This window comes from Streptomyces atroolivaceus (genome assembly GCF_000717025.1).
Lineage (GTDB): Bacteria > Actinomycetota > Actinomycetes > Streptomycetales > Streptomycetaceae > Streptomyces > Streptomyces atroolivaceus.
In genome coordinates, this window is record NZ_JNXG01000068.1 from 1 (window position 1) to 465 (window position 465).

The window sequence follows — 465 nt, forward strand, 5'->3', positions numbered from 1 at the left end:
CGTGTTCGTGTTTCCGGGGCAGGGGTCGCAGTGGGCCGGGATGGCGGTGGGACTGCTGGACACCTCGCCCGTGTTCGCCCGCGTGATCAGCGAGTGCGAGACAGCCCTGGCACCCTTCGTCGACTGGTCACTCACAGCAGTACTGCGCGCAGAAGACGGCGCACCCGGCCTGGACCGCGTCGACGTGGTCCAACCCGCCTCCTGGGCAACGATGCTGGGCCTCGCAGCACTGTGGCGCGCCAACGGCGTCAACCCCACAGCCGTCGTGGGCCACTCCCAGGGCGAGATCGCCGCAGCAGTCGTCGCCGGAGGCCTCTCCCTGGAAGACGGCGCACGCATCATCGCCCTACGCTCCAAAGCACTCCGCGTCCTCTCCGGCGGCGGCGGCATGGCCTGGCTCGCCCTACCCGAGACACAAGCCGAAGAACTGCTGACCACCTGGAACGGACAACTCTCCGTAGCAGC

Annotated in this window: 1 protein-coding gene; it reads left to right on the forward strand. The window is 68.8% G+C overall.

What is annotated here, in order from left to right:
• The coding region (locus tag OO67_RS35440) for an acyltransferase domain-containing protein (RefSeq protein ID WP_033305953.1) at window positions 1-465 on the forward strand (465 nt) is incomplete at both ends.